Below are 5,018 nucleotides of genomic sequence, written 5' to 3'. Positions count from 1 at the left end.
TGAAAACAATTGAGTATAAAGTAAAATAGATTGCAAGAATGTTGCTTGAATCATTACAAGACAGAAACTTCCCATCTTCCATTCAAATTGATACTCAATGAAAATCAAAGAGTAAACTAGAAAGCTAGTCGCAGGTTGCTCAAAGCACAGCTTTGAGGTTTCAGATAAAACTGACGTGGTTTGAAGAGATTTTCGAAGAGTATGACAAATAAAAAACGAACAAGACCTACTTCCTATCACGAAAGCTAGATCTCATTCGTCAAAATGATATTACCAAGTCTGGTTTATCCATTCATTGAAACGTGAACATGGTCATAGTGGTTTTCTGTCACACTACCGCGGTCTGGCATTGGATTCCAAGTGTTAGCTGGCCCATATTTGCTATCGAATGGAGCATAGAAACGTTGTTTCCAGATGATGTAACTAATGCCGCGGCTGGCCATATTTTGAATAGCGTATTCCGCAATCTTATCCCCTAGTTCTGAGCTTTCTGGTACAATAAAGTCAATAGCCAAACCTTTTCCGTGATCTCCACTGTCTCCTGGACGGTAACCACTAAAGAATGTGATGCCAAACAAGTTGGCAATTTCTTCTTTAAAGGCAGCCGTTTGTGGTTGAAGGCCTGCATTTTCAGATTTCGCTACTGCAAGTCCAGCATAATCAGGCGCAGCTGGAGCTGTGTAAGTTGTTGAAACTATCTTCGTCTCTTCTGGTTGATAAGTAGAAACTGTTGGTGTAGCTCCATTTGATGATGCTACTTCTTTTGCTTCTGAACTTGTTGCAGTTGTTTCAGGAGCTTTTTCTTCTACTGGTGTTGTAGTTGCTTCTACTGCTGATTCAGCTTGAGTGCTTGCTTGAGTTTCATCTTTCTCAGCTGGAGTCATTGCCTGAGGAGCTGCTTCTGCAACTGCACTACTTGTTTCGGCTGTTTGCTCCTCTGGGACAGAAGTTCCTGTAGATGGTGTCACTTCTTCTGTAGCAGTCACTGTCTCTGTAACTTCTGAATTTGATGAGACTTCTTTTGGCGCTTCTGCAATTGGTTGAGAAAGATCTGCAACTTGAACAGTTTGATCATCTACAGTCACTTGATTGGTTGTCAAATCTGCTGTCGCAGTTGTCACTTCTTCATTAGAGTCTGCTTGGGGTGTTTGGATTTCAACTTCCGTTACTTCTTCTACTTCATTGACAGTCGTTGTCAAAACAGTTTCTGGGAAAATCAAGTCCATATTAGTGATTTTATTCAAATTCGCAAGAACTGTGACATCTACACCCAAGGCTTCTGCAATTGTGCTCAAGGTATCACCATACTGTACTGTATAACTTGTTTTGTTGTCCGTTTTAGTCAAATCATTTTGGATTTGCTCAACACTACGTGCAGTCCAAAGAACTTCTTCTGCTTGAGTTGCCAATACTGGGGCAAATGACAAGGCTACTGTTGAAGCTAATAATATTCTTTTCTTCATTCTTTCCTATTCCTTTCAAATGAGTACCTGTCTATGATAACACAAAAAATGCAGAAAAAAAGCCCTCTCGGGCCTATTTAACAGAACTGTCTATTCCTTGTAACAAACTCTGTTACTTGAAACAGTTTGTTAGGTCTCTGTCACAAAACTGACACAATCTTTTTATCGCTTAGCCTTAAAAAAACGGGAAATATCTGCTAACGCTTGAATCCTGTGATTTCCTTCATAAGTCGACTCTAAAAAGTTGATACTTTGAATCCCACTATTCTGGGCAAATTCCACATCCAGAGTCCGGTCCCCTATATAATAGGTGTTATCAGGATTCAGCTGATACTTGTCTAGCAAATATATAGCCGCTTCTGGACTTGGCTTCCGCGTAAAGCCACTCTGACTGGTTAAAATCTCTGTAAAATAAGATTCCAAACCCAAGTCTCTGAGAATGGTAAGAGCATTGTCTCCCTTATGAGTGTAAACAAACTGCTGAATTCCTGTTTGGTCTGCCCAATTCAACACCTCACGCGCACCTGGCATCAAAACTACCTGAGCATTCTTCTCAGCCAGACTCTGTGCACGCACCTGATTTAGCATTTCCACATCCAGCTTTCTCTCTTCCGCAACTTTCTCCAACAAATCCTGCACAGAATACTTGAGGATAAACTCTCTCACCTTCTCCTTATCATAAGGAATAGAAAATTGAGCATAGGTCTCCTCAATCCCTGATAAAATCGCTTCGTAAGAGTCCAATAAAGTCCCGTCTAAATCCCAAATAAAAGCTGTTTTTTGCATTTCCTATCCTTTCAAGCTCATATAACGCTGGTAACGATAACGTAGAAATAACCAGCGAAAACCATTATCCAAGAGAGTCCCTGCCCAAATACCAGACAAGCCCCAACCAAGCACAATCCCCATCAGATATCCTGTTCCAATGCGGATACACCACATTCCTATACTTGTCGCATAAAAGGGAAGCCGAGCATTGCCCAACCCCTGCCAGACTGCTGTATAGATGACTGTTCCTATCGTCATAGGAGTACCAAGTAGTGAAAAAAGTGTCACTAGCACACTAGCCTCCACCGCTAGAGAATCAGTCGTATAGAGATGAGTTAGTGGTATACCCAAAGCATAGATACTGAAGGTCAAGGGTAACATGAGGATCAGAGAAAGCCAAAAAGTTCGCTTGCTTAAATTAGCCACTTTTTTCCAATTATCCTCCCCAACTGCTCGGGCCACTATCATGACCGTTGCCGTAGCTACGCCAAAGGCAGGCATATAGTTAAACTGGGTCAAGACTTCTCCGACTGCATTTCCAGCCACTGCCTCCGTTCCAAAAGAAACGACCAAGGCAATGATCACGACATCACCAGCCCGCATCATAAGCCGCTCTCCAGCTGCTGGCAAAGCTAGGGTCAATAGTTCCTTATCTAAACCAAAAATCGGTTTCTCAAAAGGCAGCTTTAATTGCGACCACAAAATCACAAGACCAACCAAACGAGACAGAATAGTCCCCCAAGCAACACCCGCTATCCCCATATCCAGTACAAAAATAGCTAGACTGGAAAAGAGAATATTCAAGGCATTGGATAAAAAACTAACATAGAGGGGCAAACGTGGATTATGCGTTGCACGAATCAAGGAACCAAGACTGGTCATCAAGCCCAAGAGAACAATCGATCCGCCTACCAAAGATAGATACAGTCCACCACTCTCAGCTACAGCCCTCTCCGTTCCCAATAGTCCTATCATCTCTTTCCCAGCGAAGATGGACAAAAATCCTAAAAGGAAACTTAAGAGTAAGGTAATCTTCAACGCCTCAGTCACATGATAGGCTAGCATAGATTGATCCTTCTGCCCCAAACTTTTTGAAATAACACTGGAAATAGCAGCTCCCAGAGCGATGAAAATCGCCTGGTAAATCGTGATAATATTGCCAGCTACTGATACACCCGAAATAGCTATCAAGCCCAAGTGGGCTACCAAGTAACTGTCCGCCATTCCCATGAGCATCTGCAAAAAGTTTTCACCCATAGCTGGTAAGGCAATATTAAGAATATCTTTATTTTTCTTAAACAATCTCTCCTCCTGATGAAAAGAAACTCAGTTGGTTTCCCAACCGAGTTTACTCCCTCTGTCTTAAAGTCCTAGATAAGCCTCAACCGCTGCTTGCATGTCAGTAGCTGCCACTGTTGTCTTGTGACGAACAGGAGCTGTTTCAAGCCCATCAACTGCTGGCGGCACTGCCACTCCTGAAATATCATGTAATTGAGCCAAGGCTTCAAAGTCGCCAAGCCCTGATTTTCCAGTCACAGCTTCTACTACAACCACTGGGAACTTGTATGGACTAGCTGTTGAAGCAATCACTGTCTTAGTCGCATCCCCAGTAGCCGCTTGGTATTTTTTATAAACTGCTGAGGCAACCGCCGTATGTGGATCCTCGATATAAGAATCTGACTCATAAACACGTTTGATTTCTGCTGCAGTTTCTTCCTCAGTCGCATATTCAGCCGCAAAGAGATCAAGAATCTCTGCATCAAAATCTGTCAACTCATATTGTCCTTGCGTGTTCAAGGCATTCATGAGTTCAGCAGTCTTTTCAGCATCATTACCCAAAAGATGGAAAATCAAGCGCTCCAAGTTTGAAGACACCAAAATATCCATAGATGGACTAGTTGTTACCTTAAACTCACGTTTCTTATCGTAAACACGTGTCTTGAAAAAGTCTGTCAAAACATTGTTGTCATTTGAAGCACAGATCAATTTGCCAACTGGGAGACCAATTTGCTTAGCATAAAAGGCAGCCAAGATATTTCCAAAGTTTCCTGTTGGTACTGTGAAGTTGACCTTATCACCAGCCACAATCTCACCAGTCTTAACCAACTGAGCATAGGCATAAACATAATAAACAATCTGTGGCACCAGACGACCAATGTTCATAGAGTTTGCAGATGAAAATTGCAACTTGTTGGCCGCTAATCTTTCACGAAGAGCCCCATCGTTAAACATATGCTTCACATTTGTTTGGGCATCATCAAAGTTACCATCTATTGCGATAACATGAGTATTACCACCAGTCTGAGTGGTCATTTGCAACTCTTGTACCTTGCTGACACCATCCTTTGGATAAAAGACAATAATCTCAGTACCAGGCACATCCGCAAACCCCGCCATAGCAGCTTTCCCCGTGTCACCAGATGTCGCTGTTAAGATGACAATCTTGTTCACCAAACCATGCTTCTTAGCAGCTGTTGTCATAAAGTATGGCAAAATAGACAAGGCCATATCCTTAAAGGCAATCGTTGAACCATGGAACAGTTCCAAATTGTATTGACCGTCTAATTTCACCAAAGGCGCTATAGCTGGAGTATCAAATTTACTATCGTAGGCATTGTTGATACAGTAGTCCAACTCTTCAGCTGTAAAGTCATCTAAAAATGCTGACAAAACAATCTTAGCAACTTCCTGATAAGAAGCAGCTTTCAATTTGTCAAAGTCCAAATCTACCTTTGGATAAGTAACCGGTGTAAACAAACCGCCGTCCGTCGCCAAACCTTGCAAAAT

4 protein-coding genes (1 of these 4 running past the window's edge) are annotated in these 5,018 nt (G+C 42.2%); all 4 read right to left on the bottom strand.

All coding sequences use genetic code 11. From position 1 onward, the window contains the following. Positions 1-284: 284 nt before the first annotated feature. A complete protein-coding gene (locus tag HT669_RS07165) occupies positions 285-1,463 on the bottom strand; it encodes a LysM domain-containing protein (protein ID WP_054393247.1) in 1,179 nt (392 codons plus the stop codon). A 162-nt stretch (positions 1,464-1,625) separates the two neighbouring features. Beyond that, positions 1,626-2,249, bottom strand: a complete 624-nt coding sequence (locus HT669_RS07160; RefSeq protein ID WP_050223655.1) for an HAD family hydrolase — start codon at positions 2,247-2,249, stop codon at positions 1,626-1,628. Positions 2,250-2,252: 3 nt separating this feature from the next. Next, on the bottom strand, positions 2,253-3,533 hold the full coding sequence (locus HT669_RS07155; RefSeq protein WP_050223656.1) for an MATE family efflux transporter: 1,281 nt from the start codon (positions 3,531-3,533) through the stop codon (positions 2,253-2,255). Between the two features lie 60 nt (positions 3,534-3,593). Further along, on the bottom strand, positions 3,594-5,018 hold the 3' portion of the coding sequence (gene thrC / locus HT669_RS07150) for a threonine synthase (RefSeq protein WP_050223657.1). Its footprint extends 60 nt past the window's final position; the window shows 1,425 of its 1,485 coding nt (coding positions 61-1,485); its start codon lies beyond the right edge, outside the window; it ends in the stop codon at positions 3,594-3,596.

Source organism: Streptococcus sp. 2100, from assembly GCF_013276335.1.
Taxonomy (GTDB): domain Bacteria; phylum Bacillota; class Bacilli; order Lactobacillales; family Streptococcaceae; genus Streptococcus; species Streptococcus pseudopneumoniae.
This window is presented reverse-complemented; position numbering and strand designations above follow the sequence as displayed.